Below are 18,625 nucleotides of genomic sequence, written 5' to 3'. Positions count from 1 at the left end.
TTAATGACTAATGGAGTAGAGATTTTGGCAGGTCTATATTGTATTTCTGACAAACCTGAACGAGGCTATCGACTACGTTGATCGGAAAATCGAAGGGTTGGTGAAGTTCATTCAGCTTGTTCTTCCATTCTTTTTCCCCCGGTAATAGTACCTCAATGTCTGGATCAATCCTTGGTGCTGTTTTGATCGACTCGATTAATTCATCCATTCTCGACTTAAACTGGTCAATATTCATGAAGTTGCCCACATTTATCGAAATAAATAATTGGCCAATATTCCTTTTTTCGCCTGTTTCATGATCGGGCACCTTCTCCCCAAAGTCAGCTCCACTTAAGACACCGGCAAGAATATCAACCATAAGCGTTATGCCATAGCCTTTATACCCGCCAATCGGAAGAATCACACCTTTCAAAGCTTCCTTCGGGTCATTCGTAGGCCTACCAAGATTGTCTAAAGCCCAACCAAATGGGATTGACTCCTCTTTTAATGCAGCCATGCGAATCTTTCCCTTTGCGACCATACTATTGGCCATATCTAAGGTCACAGGGTAATTCATGTTGGTTGGAACTGCAATTGCCCATGGATTATTCCCCAAGACTGGCTTTAGACTGCCAGTAGGTGCGATCATCGGAGAGGTATTCGACATGGCAATCCCGATTTGATTCTCATAAGTAGCTAATTCGGCATAATATGCAGCCATCCCAAAATGGCTGCCATTCTTTACAGACACCACTCCGATCCCGTTTTGCGAACTCAATTCGATCGCTGCCTTCATGGCGGTGGAAGCTACAACAGCCCCTAATCCATGGTCGCCGTCCATTAATTCAATCACAGGCCCCCGCCGTAATCTTTGGATATTGGGATCCTTGTTTATTCCCCCATTGATGATCTGTTTAATATAAGTGGGCAGCCTAAATAGACCATGGGTATGAACTTTTCGCTGATCCGCATCGAGCAAGGAAGAAATCTGCACTCCGGCGTGGTTTTGAGGAATCCCAATTTGTGTCAGAATATGGGTTCCCAGCTCCAAATACTGCTCTTGAGATAATCTCCTTGTCTGTCCCATTCTCTTACCCCCAATCACGTAGTTAAATAATTTCCAACAAACAGTCTACCGCATAGGGGATGAGGCCAACCCTTGGCTCACTTTGACATCTAACTTTGGCATTGGTATATGCATCGTTGATAGTTCTTGAAGGAATGAAAAACATCTTCTTTAGATCGGCAAGATCGATTTGATCCGTGATGACATAGATGGTATGAGTTTGAAGAGCTCTAGCAAACATGAATGCTTTTGATGCTTGGTTCTCTCCCTTAAATCCTTCACGTTTAAAGCATTCAATGACCTCTTGGGGATCTCGCGAATTCATCATTAACTGAGCATACTTTCCAATCCCATCCGCGCATTCTGCGACAAGGATGATCGACCCACCCCTTTTCGTAACCATCTCACCTAGGGCCAAAGCTTTCTGAGCTTGATGCAAATCAAAGTCCTTCGGAAAGCCACCAGGAGAAACAATTGTAATATCAAATTGTCCTTGAACCTGCATGGCCCAAACCTTCTTGCAATCCTGAATCCCTTTTTCATGGGCTTCAACTAAGTCCCCGGCGACAACTGAAGCAATCCTGCCATCACTGTACTTCACTACATTCACGATAAAATCCACTCCAACTTTACGAGCCGCTTCTAAAGATCCTTCGTGGAAAGGATTATTTTCATAGATACCCATTACAGGATACTCGGCACGATGTGGCAAGGAATGGTGCTGTTCAATACTCCTTATCCCTGCTACCCCTGGAAGCATACTCTTGCGTCCTCCGCTAAATCCAGCAGATTGATGTGGTGTGATGATCCCGGTTAGTATAGTTAGATCCGACTCTACAACGAGCCGATTTACTGTAATATCCAGCCCTCTAGTCGTATATCCTACATGAATTAACTGTTCTTCATCATAGGCGTTATGGTTGATAATAGAAAACCGTGAGTAGACCTTCTCGCCTAGCATCTTAATCAACTCTTGTTCTGTACAAGGACGATGATTTCCGGTGGCAACTAATAAAGTAATTCCTGAATCATCGATTCCTGCCTTGTTTAGTTCACCACTGATCGCCTCTACGAGCAATTGAGAAGGGGATGGACGTGTCACATCGTTAATGACAATCACAGCACTCTTCTTTCCTTGCGCAATCTCACTTAATTTAGGTGAGCCAATTGGATTTTGTAGAGCTTCTTTGACAAGCTGGTTAGGATCTGGAACATCACGAGATTTATCGATTTCTAATTTTTCTACGGGAACTTCCAGTTCAAATTCTAGAAATCCTTGACCGTAAGGAACTTGGTAAATCATGTACCGTTATCACCTCAATTGGATCAATTTTTAAGAACGAAGGATTCTTTGCACCACTGCTTCGGTGAATTGTATAGTCGAAGCGTCTCCGCCCAAATCCTGCGTACGAACCCCATCAAATAGCGCCTTTAAGATTGATGTCTTAACCAATTGCCCCAAATGATGAAGGCTTTGATCCTGATGACGTGTGCCCAACCAATCTATGAGCATGACAGCTGACAACATTTCACCAACAGGATTAGCTACATTTTTGCCTGCGATATCAGGAGCGGAGCCATGAACAGCCTGCGCCATCGCTTGGTTTTCGCTAGCGTTGATCGAATATGCCAAGCCTAATCCTCCTACTAATTCGGCTGCTAAATCTGATAGAATATCGCCAAACATGTTTTCCGTCACGATCACGTCAAAGTCACCGGCACGTCTCACCAATTGGGCTGCAAATGCATCGACATGATAATCATCCACTTTAACCTGAGGATACTGTTCTGCCACCTCTCGACAGGTCTTAATAAACAAACCAAAACCTAGTTTGATCACGTTAGCTTTATGAACGATTGTGACATGTTGTCGACGTTCCATAGCAAAACGAAAAGCAGCATGAGCGATCCGCTCAATGGCTGGTTTTGTAAAGACCCCCACACTTAGTGCAGTTTCCGGGGTCACCATAAACTCTCCATTCCCCACATACATGTTTTTATCTGTATAAAAACCCTCTGTATTCTCACGGACAATAACCAGGTCGGCCTCTCCAACAACATTGCGAATCCCAGGTAAGGTTTTACTTGGACGAATATTTGCATATAGGTCATAAGAATGTCGGAGCTCTCCGCTAGGCGTCCGTTTTCCTTGGTGCTCTTTTGCATACGCCGCTCCGTCATTGGGTCCCAGAATCCAGCCATCACAGTTTTTTAGCGCTTTCTTCGTGATGTCTGGGAAAGCTTCTCCATACTTCTCAATAGCTGATAAGCCCATCGGCAATTCAACCCAGTTGAATTTTACAGTACCCAGCCGTTCTGCGGCCGTTGTGAGTACTTCTACTGCAGCCTGTACAACCTCCGGACCAATCCCATCACCATACATCACTCCAAGTCGGTAGGTAGCCAATCTTTCACAATCCTTTCTCAAAAAAATCGGTTCTACTCATTCCTCTCTCTTTTAACCTCTTGCAATGCAATCAGGGCCTCCCACCAATCCTTTGGAGCTCCGCCGGGAAATCTATCCTTTAATTGGTAGCGAGACAGAGACAATAGTTTATCCCGAACAGCTTCCGACATTAAACAATCAATCTCTAAGTCTTTTAGAATCCCAATGGAGCCTTCAAGTTCAACAGCTCTTCTCTGGGCATGGATGCAAGCCCCCGTGACCAATCGGTTCAATACCTTCTCAAAATCCCAACTTTCCATGGTTTCTCTAATTGAACTTAATACCAATTCTTCCACTTTTAAGGCTTGAGCGGCTTCTAGCAATTCAATAAATAATACAGAAATCCCTTTCATATAAATACTGCGGATCAATTTAATCGCCGATGCGTCTCCGGGGTCTTCGCCCACCTTTTTAATGTTCATTCCGTAAACTTTCATCAAGTGGACCAACAGGTCTGTACCCGAACCGCTAGCGACGATAGGTACCTTATGTTTATAAAGCAATAACGGTCCCATCATTTGAGCATCCACAAAGAGAACATCCTTCGATTGGATATTACCCCAAATTGCTTTTTTCACATTTGGACTGGATGCAGAAACATCAATATAGAGTTGTCCCCTTTTTAAATGCCGCATTAAGGTTTCACTAGCTTCAAGTGCCTTATCCGCTGGGACAGACACAATGATGACATTCGCACGTTCTAAAACATCCTTTGCTGAATCCAACAACTCAACTTGTGCTTCCTTCGCTCTGCTCTGAACCAATGCATGGTTCGAGTGATTATAAGCGATCATATTATCCAAGCCTTCTTGTTTTAGCCCACAGGACATTTCATAGGCTGCCTCTCCATATCCTATAAAACCAAGTCGCATCCAATCACCTCAGTCTGTCTTCTCCTCTATAGTCCAAATTCTGTTGATTTATCTTTGACCCATTGTGGAGCAAGCTCTCCGGGATCCATACCTTGTTTACGTTTTTTTTCATATTCCGCAATCGTGATTTTTCTTTTTTCCTCATAGTCGAGTTTTTTCTCGGAAGCTTCAATTACCGCCTCAATACGATCACGAGGAACCACGACCACTCCATCAGCATCACCAACAATTAGATCTCCTGGATGAACAGTCACACCACCACAAGAAATTGCCGTATTGATTTCACCCGGTTCTTTTTTGATCGGTCCCCTTGGCATAAATCCCTTCGCGAAGACAGGGAGCCCTAACTCGATCAATGCCTGTTTATCCCTTACTAAGCCATCCAAGACAATGCCTTTTAGCCCTACTGCTTTCGTAGCTGATGTCATTAACTCTCCCAAATAAGGATGATCAGCATGTCCCTTTCCATCAATGATAAGAACATAACCCTCTTTCCCCGAATAGATCGCTAAATGAATAGGAAGGTTGTCCCCCGATGCCGTACTGACTGTATATGCTGTACCCACAATTCTCATGGAATCATGAACAGGAGAGATCTGAGCATCCATACATCCCTCGAACGGAATGCCCATCCCAATCATCCCATCGGCTAATAATGCTGCCCCTAAACGTTCCGCGCGTTGTATCATCTCATCAGGTATTAATGGAGCAAAAGGTCTATAATTGGGCTTTTCCAATTCAACCACTTCCTTTTGTTTAAATAGATGGAATAGCATTTCAATGTGTGAAGATTACTTTAATATCACAGTATGTTCGTCCAAGTTCAAATAGAATGAGTACCCAAAAATTCATCGAAGAATGGTGGAACAGAAAGAACATTGATAAATAAAATCCATCTTTTGGCGGAATTTCTAATTTAACGTCCTAATTTTTTATATTTAAGATGATCTTTGGGATTTAGAGAGATTTTTAGATTTCAAGAAGTTGGATAGTTTAGTGTAGTCGATTGTACCTAAGAGGGTTATACCAACCATACGGATGTTAAAACGGGGAATCTAGCAGGGTGTAAGCAAATAATTTGAGAAAAAGTGGTTCACAAGATACATATAGGGGTATTTATTTGTAATGATTACTCCAATGTGAGCAGGAGTCCATTTCCCGTGACCAAAACGCTATTTCCTGTGACCTGGAACTTCAATTTTGGGACCTGGATCGCCCGTTTTGTGACCTGGACAAAAGTTCCTCCCGATTTTGGGGGCATGCAGAGACTTTTAATACAAAATAGGGGCCTGATACCCCGTAGTTCTCTAGGCAAAACACCAAATTTTGCACGAACCAACAATGTTCACAAAAAAAGCACCCCTTTTATTCCAAATCTTGAAAAAAAGGGGTGTCTGATTGTCGGGGGTATTATCAAACTTCCTGTTTGGTAAACCCAGTAGCGATGACGGTTACGATGATTTCATCTCTTAAGTCATCATTGATCACAGATCCGAAGATCATATGTAAATCCTCATGCGTGGTCGATGAAATAATATTGGCTGCTTCCTGTACTTCAAACAGGCTTATATTGCGACTGCCCGTGATATTCATGATCACACCGCGCGCTCCGCTGATCGATGTTTCCAGTAATGGACTGCTTATTGCTTTTTGCGCGGCGTCCACAGCACGGCCTTCGCCTTTTGACACACCAATGCCCATGATGGCTGTTCCTTTATAGGACATGACCGTTTTTATGTCTGCAAAATCAAGATTAATTAAACCAGGGACAGCAATTAAATCGGATATGCCTTGGACACCCCTGCGAAGGACGTTATCTGCTTCCCGAAAGGCTTCGAGTATAGGTGTTTTTTTATCTACGATCTGCAGCAAGCGTTCATTTGGAATAATAATTAACGTATCAACGGCTTCTCTCATCGCATCAATACCACTTTCCGCATTTCTGGCTCGCTTTGGTCCTTCAAATTTAAATGGTCTTGTAACAACCCCAATGGTTAAAGCACCTAGTTGTTTGGCAATTTCAGCAATTGCAGGTGCTGCTCCTGTTCCTGTTCCACCGCCCATTCCAGCCGTGACAAATACCATATCAGCCCCTTCTAACACTTCCGCAATCTGATATTTACTTTCTTCTACCGCTCTCTTCCCGATCTCAGGATTTGCCCCTGCTCCCAATCCTCTGGTCAGTGTTGCACCAATTTGGATGATTGTAGGTGCTTTTGATTGATGAAGAGCTTGTCCATCTGTATTCACTGCGATAAATTCTACACCTTGCACGCCGGCCTCAATCATTCGATTGACCGCATTATTTCCTCCGCCACCCACACCGACAACTTTTATTCTAGCAAACTGATCTAAGTCAGTATCAAATTCAAACAAAATATCTCCTCCTCACTTACCCAACTCAAAAACGAACCCAAAGTTGATTCTATACTATTCGAAGGCAGTCTCTTTTTTCTGTATCAGGAAAAATTAACTATTTTTGAAAACCAAATGCGAGTCTATCACAATGATCGTCCTTCTATCATTTACTATAGTATATAGATAGAAAGGAGGTTTAGTCAGATGAGCAAAATAAATTGGTACAATGGCCATAGGTCAACGAGTCGAATCTATGTCACGAATGATTTTCTCCCCCAATTTATCGATGCAAACACAGCAACTGTTCCGGTCACGATCAACTTAAACAGCGCAAAAGAAGCAGAGGGGATTTATTTTAATCCACAAACAGATAGAGTCACTATTAAAAATAGAGGTGTCTATCAATGCCAATTCAGTATTCAATTATCAAATGTCGCATTCCCGCCTCCTGCAAATCCAAACCCTCTTCTTAAATTTGAGCTTCAAAAGAATGGCGGAACCATTATTGACACACAAACAAGCTTTAACGCCAATAGCCTTGATACCGTCTATGTTACTTCTACACTTTTGCTTCAAACCTTTAACAGAAACGATAGAATTAAACTTGTATTATCCGCCCCAAACCCTCTACCCAATGGGACTGTCCTTCGTGTCGATTTTGCTAGCCTAACCATTGTCCAAATTGCCTAAACATCCCCTCCACATATATGGCAGACTCCCTGATCAAACTTCGATAAAGTGAAGTTCAGAGGGGTCTTTTTTATTTCCTCCAAGCCTTCATAAACTCATTTAAACCAAATATTTCTGCTTAAACTATGAAAATTACTGTTCTATAACAATTCAGTAGTTTCATACGGTCAGGGTAGTATACTGTACATGTCACAAAGATTTAACAATTGGGAGGCAGTAAAAAGTGGAAATGGAAAGAAAGTATCGAGATTGTAAAATATGTGGAGAGCATATAGCTGAAATTACAACGGATAAGAGAAATTCCCATTCCAAGTTAACTTATTTTCGTAATGCCGATGTACTCACAATAGCCCGAAGTGATATCTATTATTGTAAGAATTGTGCGAATTCACCAGGAAGCCAGTCCGTAAATCTTAAATAGATGTAAAGCCCAATTTGTATAAGAAAATTGGGCTTCTTCCCCTCATACAATTCCTTTTTCTCTTAAAATTGCTAGGTCACTTGAAGTGAGTTGAAGCATCTTTCCATATATTTCATCATTATGTGCTCCAAGGGCTGGGCCCGCATGGTACTGTGGTTGAAAAGTAGAAAGTTTGATGGGTTGACCGAGCATTTTGAGTTGTTCAAAATGGGGATGTTCGACATCGACAATCATCTCCCTTTCCTTGATCAGCGGTTCCTGCAATGCTTGTTCGACACTGTTGACTGGTGCAACCGGTACCTTTCCGCGCAATCGTTCGAGCCATGTAGCGGTATCCTCGTTTTGAAATAGGGCGATCAACTGCGGAATCAACAGCTCTTTATTATGGAATCTGGCAGTAAAATCCTTAAACAACTCATCTGCCGCCAGTTCGGGTGCACCTAGCAGCTCACACAGAATGGGGAAAAACTTTTCCTTATTGCACATGACAATCAGGTGCCCGTCCTTGGTCGGGAAAAGCTGGGATGGAACGAGCGCAGGATGGGCAGAATTCGCCGTTCGCGGCGGTTCGTATCCCTTTGTTAGATGCCACGTGGCCAAATAAGTAAGTTCCCAAGCTGCCGTATCAAACATACTAATATCCACATCACATCCCAACCCATGGATCCTAGATTGAAAGATTCCGATCATCAAAGCAAGCGCTCCCATCATCCCGGTAGAAAAATCAATGATCGAGATGCCATACTTTGTCGGAGGTCCACCTGGCTCTCCGGTAAGGGACATATGGCCAAGCATGGCTTGCAACAGATAATCATACGCAGGATCGGCCTTCCTTGACCCACTAGTCCCAAATCCAGAAAGGGTGCATGTCACGATTTTCGGGTTCACGTCTTTGAGCGCCTGGTATGTTATACCCAACTTTTCCGGCACGTCCCCACGGAGATTATTGAACACAGCATCGGCATGCTTGGTGAGTTCCCTGAACATTTCTATTCCTTCCGATGATTTCAGGTTTAAGGTAATGCTCTTTTTATTTCGGTTGAAGGTTTGAAAAAACAGGCTATCGCCATGTTCGGCATAAGGAACAACCGACCGCGATACCTCCCCACCTGTGCTTGGATCCTCAATCTTAATCACCTCAGCACCCAAGTCAGCCAGATGAAGCGTCGCAAATGGACCAGCACCATATTGTTCGATCGATAAGATCTTGACCCCTTCTAAAGGTTTCATCGCTTTGTTATCCCCCCTATGGATGCCCATGTGTATAAGGACGCGCAGCAAATTCCCGTTTCGGAACCAACAATTTTCTGCGGTAACTCATGACATCTTCTTCCCGCTGGTTACTGATCAATGTTTCGACATATACGATCCCGCGATCCTGTTTGCTTTTGGATTCCCACTTGTCCAGGATGTTCGTTCTGGCATAAATCGTATCGTCATGAAACGTGGGTTTCAGATGCTTCACATTTTCATATTCGAGCATCGCTATGGCAGCGCCACTGATATCGTTTACCGTCATTCCAACCCCAATCGCAAAAACAAGAGTACCGTTCACCAAATTTTTTCCAAATTGCGTGGATGCCGCATAATGTGCGTCAATGTGCAGAGGGTGCTGATTCAAGGAAAGCAAACTAAAAATCGCATCATCCGCCGCGGTGATCGTTCTTCCGGGCCAGTGTTTTATGACGTCTCCTACATGAAAATCTTCATAACATCTCCCGAACGGAGTATGAATTTCCGCCATCTTTTGTTATCCTCCTCTTGATTAGAGCTTATATTTGTTGACCAGTCCTTTGCTAATGATGATCTTTTGCATTTCATTGGTTCCTTCACCAATGATCATGAGGGGGGCATCGCGGTAGTAACGTTCTACATTAAATTCTTTTGTGTACCCATACCCACCGTGAATACGCATCGCTTCATGGGATATCTCGAAACCTGCTTCAGAGGCAAACAGCTTGGCCATTCCCGCCTCCAGATCACACCGTTCCCCTTTTTGCAGCTTGGTGGCAGCGTTCAAGGTCAAGAGACGTGCCGCTTCCAGCTTTGTTCCCATCTCCCCCAATTTCAACTGGATCGCTTGATGCTCGCAAATGGGTTTTCCAAAGGTCTTCCTCTCTTGGGCATAACGGATGGAATCTTCAAACGCTGCCCTTGCCAGCCCAACTCCTCGCGCAGCAACATTGATTCTTCCTAATTCAAGCCCTCCCAATACTTGTTTAAACCCTCTGCCTTCTACACCGCCCACTAATTGATTGACTGGAACCTCAACATCTTCAAAAACAATTTCACACGTTTTGATCCCTTTATAACCTAATTTATCTAGATCCCTCTGAACCTGAAATCCGGGATGGCCTTTCTGCACGATAAAAAGACTTATTCCTTTATATTTAGGCTCCGCTTGTGGATCCGTTTTAGCAGCTACAATGAATGTGTTCCCGTGTCTTGCATTGGTAATGAACATTTTGCTGCCGTTTAGGATGTAATGATTTTTGACCCGCACCGCCCTGGATGAGAGATTCTGCACGTCAGTACCTGCTTCTGCTTCTGTTAAAGCAAGACCGCCGCGAAATTCTCCCGATGCAAGGCCAGGCAAAAACTTCTCCTTTTGTTCGGTGGTTGCAAACTTTTCGATGATATAGGCCATGATTAGATGACTGTTTAAAATCCCGCCCACACTCATCCAATGTCTAGTTATTTCTTCAATAGCCAAAGCATAGGTGACATAGTCGAGGCCGATCCCCCCGTACTCTTCGGGAATCGTAAATCCAAAGAATCCCAACTCCTTCATTTTGGCAACAATCTCATGCGGATACTCATCGTTATGCTCCAGTTCTCGGGCAACAGGCGCAATTTCCTGTTTGCAGAAATCCCGGACCATCTCTAGTACTTGTTTTTGCCCCTCATCCAGTTCAAATAATGACATCTTAAGCCCCCTTTAACTTTGTGACTGAATTTAATGATTATTCTGTATTTATATTGTAATAATTTTTACCGTTCACTGCAAAACAATTTTGTTTTCACATTTGGTAAAAGCTTGCGGACTAACTTTAGACTCAAAACATCTTTATTTTCATGTCCTCTACGGCGAACCCTTACGTTAAACGTAATTGCCTTGCTTTCTGAGGGACGGGTACGTTCACGCTTGCCCCAAAGCTTCTTTTTTTATTATGCAGTATGTCCCTCTACTTCTGCTCTCAATTGTTCAAACCACTCTAAGTTAACCAAGTGATGGGAACGGGAATTTTCGTTCATGCGGCGGTAGTAATCAATTGTGCCGGGAAGTTCTTGTGTGGTGAACAGGTATTCATCAAGAAGGGCGATTCGCGTTTTAGTCTGGTCTATTTGCGATTGGATCAGTTCCAGCAATTTGTTTTTGTCGTATTCATCGGCAAAGAGTAGCGCCCCATAAAATTGCAGGTTCACATATTCCGATTTGGTGCCGTATATGACCATTAATTTTTCGAATTCAGCCATTCCCGTTCCGGTGACTTTATAGTTCCGAATTTCGCGCCCACTAGTTGAAGGATTCTGCTGAATCTGTTCAATCCAACCTTTTTCTTCAAGTTGTTGCAGATTGTAATAAAACGAGCCTTTTGTGAAGTTTACAATGTATTTGTAATGGCGTTTTTCCATTAGAGCCAGTAGTTCATAGCCGTGAGCGCCAGGGTTTTGGATGAGCAAGCCCAGGATGAGTAAGGGGATCAAGGCTGCATCACCTTCACTATCTGCGCCTCGAATTCTGCGTACGTGATTTTACCCGAAGCCAAATCCATGCTATGAAGGTATATCTGTTCTGTTTTCGAATAGTCACGCTCCACTTTCAGCGACTGCTCCTCCCCAGGGATCGGTTCCATGACATGACACTTTTTCGAAAAAGCCTCGAAATAGCGGTAGCCGAATTTGCGTTGCGAAACCGCGTCTAAATGAATGCCATCAGGATTCGCGGTCAAATCTGCCGCTGTTACAAAATAACAATTTTGCTGTTCGTTAGCGAAGTGCTGCAATTGTTCATTGACCTGTCGATATTCTGTCGCGTGCTGTCCAAAACCGGTCTTTCCAAGGAAATCACCAAGTCCGCCAATGATCAACGGCACCTCATTAAGATTCAATTCGTTTCTTAGGGTCTCGATGATAAGGGTGAATTTCTCGTAATAAGTTTCATATAGCGAACGATAGCTGTCGCTCTCACCCTGGTGCCAAAGGATTCCGCAGATTTGACTGGACCGCAGGGCGAAGCGGGCTTCGGACAAAGCATGCTGAAAAAGGATGCCTTCCGGATGCCAGTCATCCAAGGAGCTGCCTCCTTCCGCACAAGGAATCAAACCAATTTCTTCATCGGGATTGGCTTTCGACCAGGCATCCGCAAAAGACGCCGCCAGGCTTACACCGGAAACCGGACGGTCGTAATTAATCGGCTCTGTCATCATCTGCCACTGTCCATTGCGCAGCATTTTTATTTTTTCATTATAGATAGGATCGACTTCATACAAAAATCCACGGCCCGCCATATTAGACTGACCCAACATTAAAAATGACTTTATCATTTAGTCTTCACTCCTTTACCTCACCATTATAGTCTAATTAGACTAAAAAATATCATACTATCCCTAAAAAAGAGCTAGTTCCATCGTCAGGTCGATGAAAACTAGCTCCCTTATTCTTTTCAAAGCCGCATCCAACGATTTCATTTCAAATGATGGAATCGCCACCCGCTTCTCCCTCCTGATTTGTACAACCTCTCGAGAGGATCTGTAGCCTCCTATTCATCCTGGGAATAATAAGATGACTGCCATGCGGTCCAACAGCCCCCGAACAATACGGGAGAAGCTCAGCCATTCGATTTTTAACGACAATAAATATGTGATCTCCATGTTCTTTCATTAATCTTTGGATGAGGAATGTTCCGTAGGCGATGTGTCTTCCTTCATCGCGGGCAATATTTCTGAATCCTTCCGCCAACCCAGGCATTTTTCCTTTATTTCCAAACACCTGCCCGAAAAACCAGAACCCGATTTCGCCCACAATATCTTCTACCAGTAAATGATAGGTCGTTGAGGCGACGGCAATGGCTTCCGGAGACTGGTCTGTTAGCAGTCTCTGCATTGCGGTTGGCAGCTCCTTGTAAAAAATCTGCTGATACCCTTTCGAATGATATTGTTGCAAATTCAAAGGAGTACCAACCACTTCCGCAAGAAATCTTGAAAAAAATTCTAAATGCTTCACCTCCTCAAATAAAAAGGTGGCTAAATACATGGTCTCTTCAGTCCGGCCCTCTTTATCCACGGCATAAATCAAGGGCAGAAGTTCATCTGTTACCGATTGTTCCCCAAAGTAAAACATGGAAACAAGCTCAAGGACTTGCTGGCGTTCCGTTTGGGTCAGCGTCGCCCAATCCGCACGGTCTTTACTGAAATCAATGGTTTCGGGATCCCACAATCCATGCTGTTTTGACTTTTGATACAATCGGAAAGGTAAGGAGGTTGTATCCAGACCGAAGGGTTTTTTTTGATCTTCCATCACGCAAACACCCCAGTCTTTAAAATTATTGAAAACCGTTCATAGCGGAAAGGATATAATCAATCTCATCGAAGCTTAATTCGGGGAAAAGCGGGAGGGTAACCAATTCCTTCCAAACTCGATAGGCAATGGGCGTATCCGATTGATAACGAAGAAACAAGGGATGAAGCGTTAAGGGCATGTAATGTACACCTGTTGCAATTCCGTTTTCCTTCATCTCGATAATAAAACGATTCCGTTCTTTGACGCGTACCATAAACGCCCAATATGAGGAATCCCGCAGCACATATGGAACGGCAGCCTTGACGGCCCCCTCCTTCCTCATTCCCGAAAGATAGCGATGAAGCAGTGCTTCCCGCCGGCGATTCATTTTTTCTAATTTCTGCAATTGAACCAAGCCTATGGAGGCCATCAGATCATTCATGTTGTATTTGTAGCCAAGCTCCGAAATTTCATAATACCAATGATTGGCCTCCAGGTTGCCCACACCATTATCCATGTGCCGTTCCCACGTATCTTTGTTTATGCCAACCCAACGGGCATGTCGCAATGGCTTCAGCAGCTCCTGATCATCGGAGGAAATCATCCCGCCATCGCCCGTTGTCATACATTTTTTCTCTTCAAAGCTAAAACAGCCGATGTCTCCCCATGTGCCTAGCGATTTTCCCTTGTATTTTCCTCCGGCAGTATGTGCACAGTCCTCAATTACTTTTACATGGCGCGCCTTCGCCCATGCCATTAATTGATCCATCTGTACCGGGTGTCCGGCAAAGTGAACCGGCATGACCGCCACGCATTCCTTGGTGTATTTCTGATCCAGATCCTTAAGGGAGATGCCAAGCGTATGCTCATCCACATCGACAAACACCGGTTCCAGCTGATTGTAAAGAATAGCCATGGCCGTCGAGGCAAACGTCATGACAGGAACTAAAACCTTTTTACCTTTAGGAAACCGATAGGCAGATAGAGCCAAATGAAGGGCCGCTGTACATGAATTAACACCGACAGAAGCCCCACTTCCGATGAACTCGCTCCATTTCTGCTCAAATTCCAGCACTTTTGGCCCCAATCCCAACCAAGCTCGATCAAAGGCCGATTGGATGCTTTGCAGTTCCTCCTTACCGACGGAAGGCTTAAAAAGCCTAATCTCTTTCATTTCTTCACCTCCCTTGTTTATAGAGATTCTCAAAAATCTTTCTTTCAATTACCATCGTTACTAAGTGTCGTTCCGTTGCAACCGTCGCTGGATCTGTCGCAGGCACCCAACGAACGACTTTCCCTTCTACCCGTTTCACTAAAGGGGTTCTTTTCACTTCTTGAAACCCCAGCTTTTGATAGATATGAATTGCCCGAAAGTTATTTGCCAGCACTTGAAGGTATCCCTGTTGTATATCGAGCACCTTGATACTCCAAAGGCCGAGCGCAATCAATGCTGGAATGATCAGATTAGCAAACTGTCCCTTTTCTCCTCGGAGCAAATTGTCAAATTCACATTCTTTCTTTTGTTCATCATAATGACACAACCCGACTTGACCAATTGGCGTAAGGGACGGATCATCAACGAAGAAAAGTATTCGATCCTGCGCATGTAGGACCTGTTCTCTAATCCACTCTCTCGTCCCTACTTCGCTGACAGAAAACTGGGTGGTGAACCACTCCGCCGAAGCGCGGCGCCACTCGGCAAGCTTTCGCATTTCCTCTTCATTCTGAAGGCTTTCAAAAGTGACAGGACGCAGCCTGCCAATCACCTCCCCGTTAAACTGGATAGGAATGCAAAACCGATCTATGTGGTCACTCGTGGCCCTTTTGTAGCTTTCTAGGATTTCCATCATGACGACTTCCCTTTCTTCCTTTTTTTCTTACTCTTTTCTTTGAGGAAGCCTTTTGCCTTCGCATAGTCTAGAATATTTGGCGCATCCAAGATCGATAAGATTTTGGCTCCAGCACTTTGTGACAGCTGATCCGGATGGTAGCGCAGATAGCTTAAGGTTTTCGTCACATAGACGGCGTTCCCTTTCGATAAGAGATTCAGCCAACTGACAAAATCCACAGCGAACAACGCTTGCCTTCCATTCATCATGCCAAGGGGCTCATCCAGATCTTTTTTTCGAAACAAAACCGTGGTAGGCTCTCCAATATAATTGGTATTATCACGCAACATCCGGTTTCCAAGTTCCTTTCCCTCTACAATCGTGTCTCTGGGGTAGAGGATCTTGAAGGTTTTATATTTTTTGGGAACATTGAGTAACTTGCCATTGACATCAATGACTCTTCTACGGGAAGTGACGAGGGTGATTCCTTTATACTTCAGGTAATAATTCATCATCCTCGCGATTTTCTCCGGGTGAAACACATCGTCATCCATGAGATAGTTGATATATTGCCCCTTTGCGAGACGAAAGCACTTGTGCTGATTGGCGATCGGTCCGATATTCTCCTTGTTTCTTACATACCTGATCTTTGAACCGCCACGTCCTGCCTGATATTTTTTCACAATGTTCTCCGTCTTGTCGTTATCGCTGTTATCGCAAATGATGATTTCCGTATTCTGATAGGTTTGGTTGAGCGCGCTCTTTAAGGCTTTTTCAAAAAATACCGGCCTGTTACAGGTCGGTATGAGGATACTAACCAATGGCTTCATCATACAGCCCCCTTCTTTATTCACAAAGTAATTCCTTCATACCTCTTGATAAACTCCTTTAGGGATAAAGCTTTCTCATCCTTCCTTGAAAGAACCGGGAAGGTGTGCGGCCAAACGATGCCAAGATCCGGATCATTCCAAAGGATCCCTCCCTCGTGTGAGGGTGAATAATAGTTATCCACCTTATAAATCACTTCACAGTGATCGGTTAGGGTACAAAACCCATGGGCAAAACCTTTAGGGATATAGAGCATCTTGTCAATGTCCTCCTGCAAAAGGCAGGCGCCCCACTGGGCAAAAGTCGATGAACCTTTTCGCAAATCTACAAATACATCCCAGATGGCTCCTTTGGATACCCGGACCATTTTCGTTTCGGCAAAAGGAGGAAACTGTAAGTGAAGTCCGCGGATCGTCCCCTTCTTCTGGGTGTATGAACGATTTTCTTGAACCCAGTGGCTTTGTAAGCCGTGCTTCTCGAACATTTCCTGATCGTAGATTCTGGTAAAACTGCCGCGGTGATCTTGATGTGAAGTGAAGGAGATTTCATAGATTCCTGGTAAGCAACCGGCTTCTATCTTCATTGAATCCTTCCACCTTTAACAAAATCTTCAATCTGTTTCAGACAGATCATTCTCAAATCCTCTTTATTCTGATAGGCCATTACCCATTCCACTACTTTGGTTAAAGCTGTATCCAAATTCCACTTCGGTTGCCACCCTAATCTCTGTTTAGCTTTGGAAGAGTCAAGCTTGAGAGAACGCGCTTCGAGCGGTTGATTCTCTTCCTCCATCTCATAACTTGCTTTTCTCCCCCACTTTTCACACAAGCCTTTTACAACCTGCTCCACTGTCCACACATCCTGTTCCTCCGGTCCGAAATTCCAGGCCTCAGCAAATGAAGGACCCTCATCAGCTAATTTTTGCGCTAACAACAAGTACCCATGCAATGGCTCGAGGACGTGCTGCCAAGGGCGAACAGCCTTTGGATAACGGATTTTTAGAGGTGTTTCTTCGAGGGTCGAGCGGATAAGATCTGGAATGAGTCGGTCCTTGGCCCAATCCCCGCCACCAATCACATTTCCTGCTCTGACAGTTGCAAGCGTGACCGGATGGTCACTCCCCTCAAAAAAAGCTTCACGATAGCAGGCGGTGACTAGTTCCGCACAAGCTTTGCTATTGGAATAGGGATCCTTTCCCCCTAGGGGATCTGTTTCCCGGTACCCCCAAACCCACTCCTGATTTTCATAGCATTTATCGGAGGTCACGTTAATGACAGCTTTGATGGGGTTGCCCTTTTGTGTGGCCCTCCGAACAGCTTCCAACAGATGAACGGTGCCCATGATATTCGTTTCATAACTCTCAAGCGGATCTCGGTAGGATTGCCGCACAAGCGGTTGTGCAGCTAAATGAAAGACAAGATCAGGTGCTGCCGCTTGAAGAACGGTTGATAGTCTATCGAAGTTTCGAATATCCGCCAAATGAGAGCTTACCAATTCATCCAATCGGCATAATTGGTAGAGATTGGGTTCGGTGGGAGCGCCCAGGGAATACCCGGTAACAGAAGCGCCCAAGGCATGCAGCCAAAGGCAAAGCCAAGAGCCTTTAAACCCCGTATGACCAGTCACAAGCACCTTTTTTCCTTTCCAAAATTCCGGGTCTATCATCGTTTTTCCCATACTTTCCAAGGTGCTTTCCCTAAACTCCATAATTCTTCCAAGTAATTCTTGTCACGCAAAGTGTCCATGGCATACCAGAAACCATGATGCTGAAAGGCCTGCAATTGACCCTCATCAGCCAGTTTTTCCAATGACTCTTTCTCCAACACACAGGTGTCCCCTTGCAGATAATCAAAAATCTCTGGTTCGAAGACAAAAAAACCGCCGTTGACCCAACCGCCGTCCCCTTTCGGTTTTTCATTAAATCGCAGTACAGCGTGATTCGTTCCTATGGTTAGTGCTCCGAATCTTCCACTTGGCTGCACAGCGGTTAATGTGGCGATCTTTCCATGTTTTTGATGGTAGTTCACTAATTCTAATAGGTTCGCATCAATCACCCCATCCCCATAGGTTAGTAAGAATGATTGATTTCCCACGTATTTTTGGATTCGCTTAATTCTTCCCCCCGTCATTGTTTCCTTTCCTGTATCGACGAGAGTGATTTTCCAAGGCTCTTTAGGCTCTTGGAGGATATTGATTTTCTTCCTTCTATAATTAAAGGTAACGTCAGATTCATAGAGAGGAAAATCAGCAAAAAATCGTTTGATTACATCTCCTTTATATCCCAAGCAAATAATGAAATCGTTAAAGCCATAATGCGAATAGATTTTCATAATATGCCAAAGCATCGGCCTGTCGCCAATTTCGATCATCGGTTTGGGTCTCAAATGGGATTCTTCGCTGATTCTCGTGCCAAATCCACCAGCCAGAATAACTACTTTCACTTTTGATCCCTCCTCTATTGATTCCCATAAATCTATTACAAAATATAGTATGTTCTGCAATAGAGATTCGAAACTGTCATTTGACCATTCCTCTCTATTAGACAAAGCTTCTATTGAAGCAAATTCGTAGAAGATGCATCCCTCTTATGAGGAAGCTTTTTATGCCGATAGGGAAGATAATTCGAGGTAGTTT

19 protein-coding genes are annotated in these 18,625 nt (G+C 44.1%); 1 reads left to right on the top strand and 18 read right to left on the bottom strand.

The features are described 5' to 3' along the window. Nucleotides 1-7 precede the first annotated feature (7 nt). The 6 genes from J2Z37_RS04110 to ftsZ all read right to left on the bottom strand — a co-directional run bounded on the left by J2Z37_RS04110 (nucleotide 8) and on the right by ftsZ (nucleotide 6,739). A complete protein-coding gene (locus tag J2Z37_RS04110; RefSeq protein WP_209808962.1) occupies nucleotides 8-1,066 on the bottom strand; it encodes an Ldh family oxidoreductase in 1,059 nt (352 codons plus the stop codon). A gap of 22 nt (nucleotides 1,067-1,088) precedes the next feature. Continuing rightward, a complete protein-coding gene (locus J2Z37_RS04105) occupies nucleotides 1,089-2,348 on the bottom strand; it encodes a nickel-dependent lactate racemase family protein (protein ID WP_209808961.1) in 1,260 nt (419 codons plus the stop codon). A gap of 30 nt (nucleotides 2,349-2,378) precedes the next feature. Further along, a complete protein-coding gene (locus J2Z37_RS04100; RefSeq protein ID WP_209808960.1) occupies nucleotides 2,379-3,452 on the bottom strand; it encodes an isocitrate/isopropylmalate dehydrogenase family protein in 1,074 nt (357 codons plus the stop codon). 32 nt (nucleotides 3,453-3,484) lie between these two features. After that, entirely contained in the window at nucleotides 3,485-4,363 is an 879-nt protein-coding gene (locus J2Z37_RS04095; protein ID WP_209808959.1) for an NAD(P)-binding domain-containing protein, read from the bottom strand. A gap of 26 nt (nucleotides 4,364-4,389) precedes the next feature. Next, nucleotides 4,390-5,139, bottom strand: a complete 750-nt coding sequence (locus tag J2Z37_RS04090; protein ID WP_209808958.1) for an RraA family protein — start codon at nucleotides 5,137-5,139, stop codon at nucleotides 4,390-4,392. A gap of 637 nt (nucleotides 5,140-5,776) precedes the next feature. After that, on the bottom strand, nucleotides 5,777-6,739 hold the full coding sequence (ftsZ, locus tag J2Z37_RS04085; RefSeq protein ID WP_209808957.1) for a cell division protein FtsZ: 963 nt from the start codon (nucleotides 6,737-6,739) through the stop codon (nucleotides 5,777-5,779). Nucleotides 6,740-6,925: 186 nt separating this feature from the next. Here ftsZ and J2Z37_RS04080 point away from each other — a divergent pair, with 186 nt between their 5' ends. Continuing rightward, entirely contained in the window at nucleotides 6,926-7,411 is a 486-nt protein-coding gene (locus J2Z37_RS04080; protein WP_209808956.1) for a hypothetical protein, read from the top strand. 463 nt (nucleotides 7,412-7,874) lie between these two features. Here the strand turns inward: J2Z37_RS04080 and J2Z37_RS04075 are convergent, their stop codons facing one another. The 12 genes from J2Z37_RS04075 to rfbF all read right to left on the bottom strand — a co-directional run bounded on the left by J2Z37_RS04075 (nucleotide 7,875) and on the right by rfbF (nucleotide 18,432). After that, nucleotides 7,875-9,062, bottom strand: a complete 1,188-nt coding sequence (locus J2Z37_RS04075) for a CaiB/BaiF CoA transferase family protein (RefSeq protein ID WP_209808955.1) — start codon at nucleotides 9,060-9,062, stop codon at nucleotides 7,875-7,877. A 16-nt stretch (nucleotides 9,063-9,078) separates the two neighbouring features. Continuing rightward, nucleotides 9,079-9,576: a MaoC family dehydratase gene (locus tag J2Z37_RS04070; RefSeq protein WP_209808954.1), complete on the bottom strand. Its 498-nt coding sequence runs from the start codon at nucleotides 9,574-9,576 to the stop codon at nucleotides 9,079-9,081. 21 nt (nucleotides 9,577-9,597) lie between these two features. Beyond that, nucleotides 9,598-10,758: an acyl-CoA dehydrogenase family protein gene (locus J2Z37_RS04065; RefSeq protein WP_209808953.1), complete on the bottom strand. Its 1,161-nt coding sequence runs from the start codon at nucleotides 10,756-10,758 to the stop codon at nucleotides 9,598-9,600. A gap of 242 nt (nucleotides 10,759-11,000) precedes the next feature. After that, nucleotides 11,001-11,540 (bottom strand): PadR family transcriptional regulator, encoded by a 540-nt coding sequence (locus tag J2Z37_RS04060; RefSeq protein WP_209808952.1) that lies wholly within the window; start codon nucleotides 11,538-11,540, stop codon nucleotides 11,001-11,003. Continuing rightward, complete coding sequence (locus J2Z37_RS04055) at nucleotides 11,537-12,379, bottom strand: sialate O-acetylesterase (protein ID WP_209808951.1); 843 nt, start codon at nucleotides 12,377-12,379, stop codon at nucleotides 11,537-11,539. The genes J2Z37_RS04060 and J2Z37_RS04055 overlap by 4 nt, the downstream gene beginning before the upstream one ends. Nucleotides 12,380-12,524: 145 nt before the next feature. Further along, entirely contained in the window at nucleotides 12,525-13,352 is an 828-nt protein-coding gene (locus J2Z37_RS04050) for a R2-like ligand-binding oxidase (protein WP_209808950.1), read from the bottom strand. Nucleotides 13,353-13,377: 25 nt separating this feature from the next. After that, nucleotides 13,378-14,508 (bottom strand): DegT/DnrJ/EryC1/StrS family aminotransferase, encoded by a 1,131-nt coding sequence (locus tag J2Z37_RS04045; protein ID WP_209808949.1) that lies wholly within the window; start codon nucleotides 14,506-14,508, stop codon nucleotides 13,378-13,380. A 4-nt stretch (nucleotides 14,509-14,512) separates the two neighbouring features. Next, nucleotides 14,513-15,181 (bottom strand): GNAT family N-acetyltransferase, encoded by a 669-nt coding sequence (locus J2Z37_RS04040; protein ID WP_209808948.1) that lies wholly within the window; start codon nucleotides 15,179-15,181, stop codon nucleotides 14,513-14,515. After that, complete coding sequence (locus J2Z37_RS04035) at nucleotides 15,181-15,993, bottom strand: glycosyltransferase family 2 protein (protein ID WP_209808947.1); 813 nt, start codon at nucleotides 15,991-15,993, stop codon at nucleotides 15,181-15,183. The genes J2Z37_RS04040 and J2Z37_RS04035 overlap by 1 nt, the downstream gene beginning before the upstream one ends. A 20-nt stretch (nucleotides 15,994-16,013) precedes the next feature. Continuing rightward, nucleotides 16,014-16,574, bottom strand: coding sequence for a dTDP-4-dehydrorhamnose 3,5-epimerase (rfbC, locus tag J2Z37_RS04030; RefSeq protein ID WP_209808946.1), 561 nt, complete (start codon nucleotides 16,572-16,574; stop codon nucleotides 16,014-16,016). Next, nucleotides 16,571-17,698, bottom strand: a complete 1,128-nt coding sequence (gene rfbG / locus J2Z37_RS04025; RefSeq protein ID WP_425340305.1) for a CDP-glucose 4,6-dehydratase — start codon at nucleotides 17,696-17,698, stop codon at nucleotides 16,571-16,573. Before rfbG ends, rfbC begins: the two co-directional genes overlap by 4 nt. Further along, the gene (gene rfbF, locus J2Z37_RS04020; RefSeq protein WP_209808945.1) at nucleotides 17,653-18,432 is read right to left on the bottom strand and encodes a glucose-1-phosphate cytidylyltransferase; all 780 of its coding nucleotides are present in this window, start codon (nucleotides 18,430-18,432) and stop codon (nucleotides 17,653-17,655) included. Before rfbF ends, rfbG begins: the two co-directional genes overlap by 46 nt. Nucleotides 18,433-18,625 lie beyond the last annotated feature (193 nt).

It is taken from the genome of Ammoniphilus resinae (assembly GCF_017873965.1).
Taxonomy (GTDB): Bacteria; Bacillota; Bacilli; order Aneurinibacillales; family RAOX-1; genus Ammoniphilus_A; species Ammoniphilus_A resinae.
The sequence above is the reverse complement of the archived record's forward strand: the minus strand, read 5'-3'. Positions and strand labels throughout refer to the sequence as shown.